Origin of the sequence: Mesorhizobium sp. M0659, assembly GCF_040320605.1 — a bacterium.
Lineage (GTDB): Bacteria > Pseudomonadota > Alphaproteobacteria > Rhizobiales > Rhizobiaceae > Mesorhizobium.
The window spans coordinates 1-3,441 of record NZ_JAMYPY010000053.1; the positions used below are offsets into that span (position 1 = coordinate 1).

Annotated in this window: 1 protein-coding gene; it reads left to right on the forward strand. The window is 60.2% G+C overall.

Annotated elements, in window-relative coordinates; all coding sequences use genetic code 11:
* The first annotated feature begins 71 nt into the window (after nt 1-71).
* Nucleotides 72-3,305: a Ulp1 family isopeptidase gene (locus NKI31_RS31745; protein WP_352653448.1), complete on the forward strand. Its 3,234-nt coding sequence runs from the start codon at nt 72-74 to the stop codon at nt 3,303-3,305.
* Nucleotides 3,306-3,441 lie beyond the last annotated feature (136 nt).

The window sequence follows — 3,441 nt, forward strand, 5'->3', positions numbered from 1 at the left end:
CGATGCTGGGTGCCTCGGTGCTGCAGCCGGGTCACTCAACGGCGCGCCATCATCATGCGCCGGATTCGTCAGTGGTTGATCTGAATCCCCCCGCAGGGGTCGAGTTGCGTGACCATGCTCGTTCTGTGCCGGCGGCGGTGCAGCCAGATCCTCCAATAGGGGTCTCCGGTCGCGACAAGGGTCCCCTCTATTCCAACGATGCGACCGTTGTCGAAGGGCTGAGGTCAGCACTCTATGCCGGTAAGATCGGGGAGATCACGGTCAAGCGCCATGTAAATTCTCTTCTCGGCTTTGGTCGTTGGCTCTTTGACAATAACAGGCCGGGATTTGCTGCTCGGCTTGACGATTCGTCGCTGGATCGGGATCGCAAGGAGTACGAGATCTGGGGTGGTGGCCCCTCGATCGTCAGAGCACTGGGTCGTCTCAAGACGTTGGCGGGCGGAGCGCCAGTGGTGGACCGCCCTGTCCGGAATCCCTACCCTGCCGACGCCGCGCTCATCAGAGATTACACAGCGGCTCTCATCAAAGAGTACAAAGAAGCGCCTGCGACCGGGCCGAATCGCGGTACCATTCAGGTCTATGGATCTACTCTTATACGTTTCAGTGAATACCTGCATGAAAACAAAAAGCCGGGGATTGCGGATCGGCTTCACGAGGGGTCGCTGGATGAAGATGCCAAGCGCTATGTGAACTCCGGTGGTAACCGGAGGATCAGTGCACTAGCTCATCTCCGGAAGTTCGCACCCGGGCGCGAAATTGCCCTTGCTGCTCGTCCGGAAGACGCAGTCGGCATGGAGGCTCGTGCCATTGGGGACGCCGCTGCGCAGCGAAGCGGGCCGCAGGAGGCATTGGGTCGGCCAGAGAAGCCCCCTGGGAGAGCTAAAGACGGGCGGGTGCTCGGCGCATTGGAATGGCTAGGCGACGAACATATCCAGAGGGATTACCAGCTCCTGGAGCAGGAGTTGCAGGGGAACAATCCAGATCTCGCCGCCCGGACGCGGTTCGTGGATCCCCTCGTAGCCAATTATCATCTGCGCTTGGGCTCCAAGAGCGTCATGCTAAGCGCATTCCAGCGCATCGTCCATAAGAACGGTAACGACACAGCCGACTTCCTGTTCGTGCCAGTGAGCGATGCCGGTACGACTCGTGAGGAGCGCGGCACCCATTGGTCGCTGCTGTTCGTTGATCGCAGCGACCGGGAGCGGCCGGTTGCCTATCATTATGACTCCTACAACGGATGCAATGACACGCTTGCAAAAGAGCTCGCAGAAAATCTGGGCGCCAGCCTGGAGACCCGCGTGGGCGTATCCCGCATCGCCCAGCAGAGCAACGGGGTGGATTGCGGAGTCTACGTGGTGGACGGCACGCGGGCGCTGGTTGGGCGATTGCAATCGCAGCCAGATAACCTGAACCTCAACAACCTCGTCGTCAATCGGCAGGCACTACAAACCCGCCTCAGGGGTGACGATACATTCGGAACGACAAATAATCTCACGAACTTTGAACTCATGGACCGAAAGGCCCGAGACGCGGTTAAGGAAAGCCCCGTTGGGACGTTTCACCAGCAGATCAAGCGGCTCGGCCAGTCAGCGCCAGACGTTGCTCCCGGGGACCCATTTAAATTTCAAAGTCTTAAGAGCAAGGGGGACGCCGCTGCGCAGCACAGCGGGCCGCAGGAGGAATACAGTTGGCCAGAGTATCTCCCCCCTGGGAAAGCTAATGAAGACGACGCTGTTCTGGCATCGTCTTTCGTGCCAACGGGGCCCCATCACCAAGCCTCGGATCCCGCAGAGTCTTTTCGTCCCCTGATCTACGGCGACCAGGGCGCGCCGGACGAGCGGATCGCTGCACAGGACAGGAGCAACCAGCTACCAAGCGAGGAGGTCCTCATCAACCGTGAGCATGATACAGCGGAGTTGAGACCAGCGAAGAGGCAAAGGACCCCGAACAGTCGTCTGCAGGACGTTGCCACTGAGCCGCAGCTGAGCAAGATCGGCAATTCAGGCGCTCGCGTGCTGATGCAGGCCCCCACCCATCAAGTGGGTGCATTGCCATGGGAAGCGCAGCCCATGATGCAAGGGAGCGGACAAGAACACGCCGCGGCGCCGTACGCCGGAGGCAGTGGGTCGATGCTGGGTGCCTCGGTGCTGCAGCCGGGTCACTCAACGGCGCGCCATCATCATGCGCCGGATTCGTCAGTGGTTGATCTGAATCCCCCCGCACGGGTCGAGTTGCGTGACCATGCTCGTTCTGTGCCGGCGGCGGTGCAGCCAGATCGCCCAAAAGTGGTCTCCGGTCCCGACAAGGGTCCTCTTTATTCCAACGATGCGACCCTTGTCGAAGGGCTGAGGTCAGCACTCTATGCCGGTAAGATCGGGGAGATCACGGTCAAGCGCCATGTAGATATTCTTTTCGGCTTTGGTCATTGGCTCGTTGAAAATAACAAGCCGGGGATTGCGGATCGGCTTCACGATTCGTCGCTGGATCGGGATCGCAAGGAGTACGAGATCTGGGGTGGCGGCCCCTCGGCCGTGGCTGGGTCACTGGGTCGTCTCAAGACGTGGGCGGGCGGAGCGCCAGTGGTGGGCCGCCCTGCCCTGAATCCCCACCCTGCCGACGCCGTGCTCATCAGAGAGTACACAGCGGCTCTCATCAAAGCGTACGAGGCAGCGCCGACCGGGCCGAAACCCCGTACCGTTGAGGTCTATGGGTCTGCTCTTAGACGTTTCAGTCAATGCCTGGTTGAAAACAAAAAGCCGGGGATTGCGGATCGGCTTCACGAGCGGTCGCTGGATGAAGATGCCAAGCGCTATATGAAAACCGCTGACATCAGTGCACTAACTCATCTCCGGAAGTTCGCACTCGGGCGCGAAATTGCCCTTGCTGCTCGTCCGGAAGACGCAGTCGGCATGGAGGCTCGTGCCATTGGGGACGCCGCTGCGCAGACCGCGGCACAAGCTCATGGCCACGCAGGAGAGCAGGGACCCATCTCTCGAGCTCAACAAGTCGCGCCAGCGCCGTTTGAACGGCACTTGGGCAAGAAGCGCGAGGCCCAGGACGGACTGACGAGTACACTTGACAGGGGCAACCTCGTGAACAGCGGGGGCGTCATCATAAACAATGAACATTACACAGCGCTGTTGAGACCGGCGAAGAGGCAGAGGACTGATAATCCGCAAAGCCGCGCCATGGGGCGGCAACTGAGCGAAGCAACCACGACGTCCATCAGCCAAGCCTCCGATCAAGCCCGAGCGGACCTAATGGCTTCCTTCAGAAGCAGGGAGCGCTCCGACGCGGGGCGTTGAGCTCCATGGCTGGGGTTAAGCAGAACAGCTCTCTTGACGACAGAGGGGCTGATGCGATCTCCGGACCGGTAGCTCTCGCCGTAATTGATCAGGCTGGTACTGTTGGAAGGCTTGATCAGCCTCGTCACCCCAATCT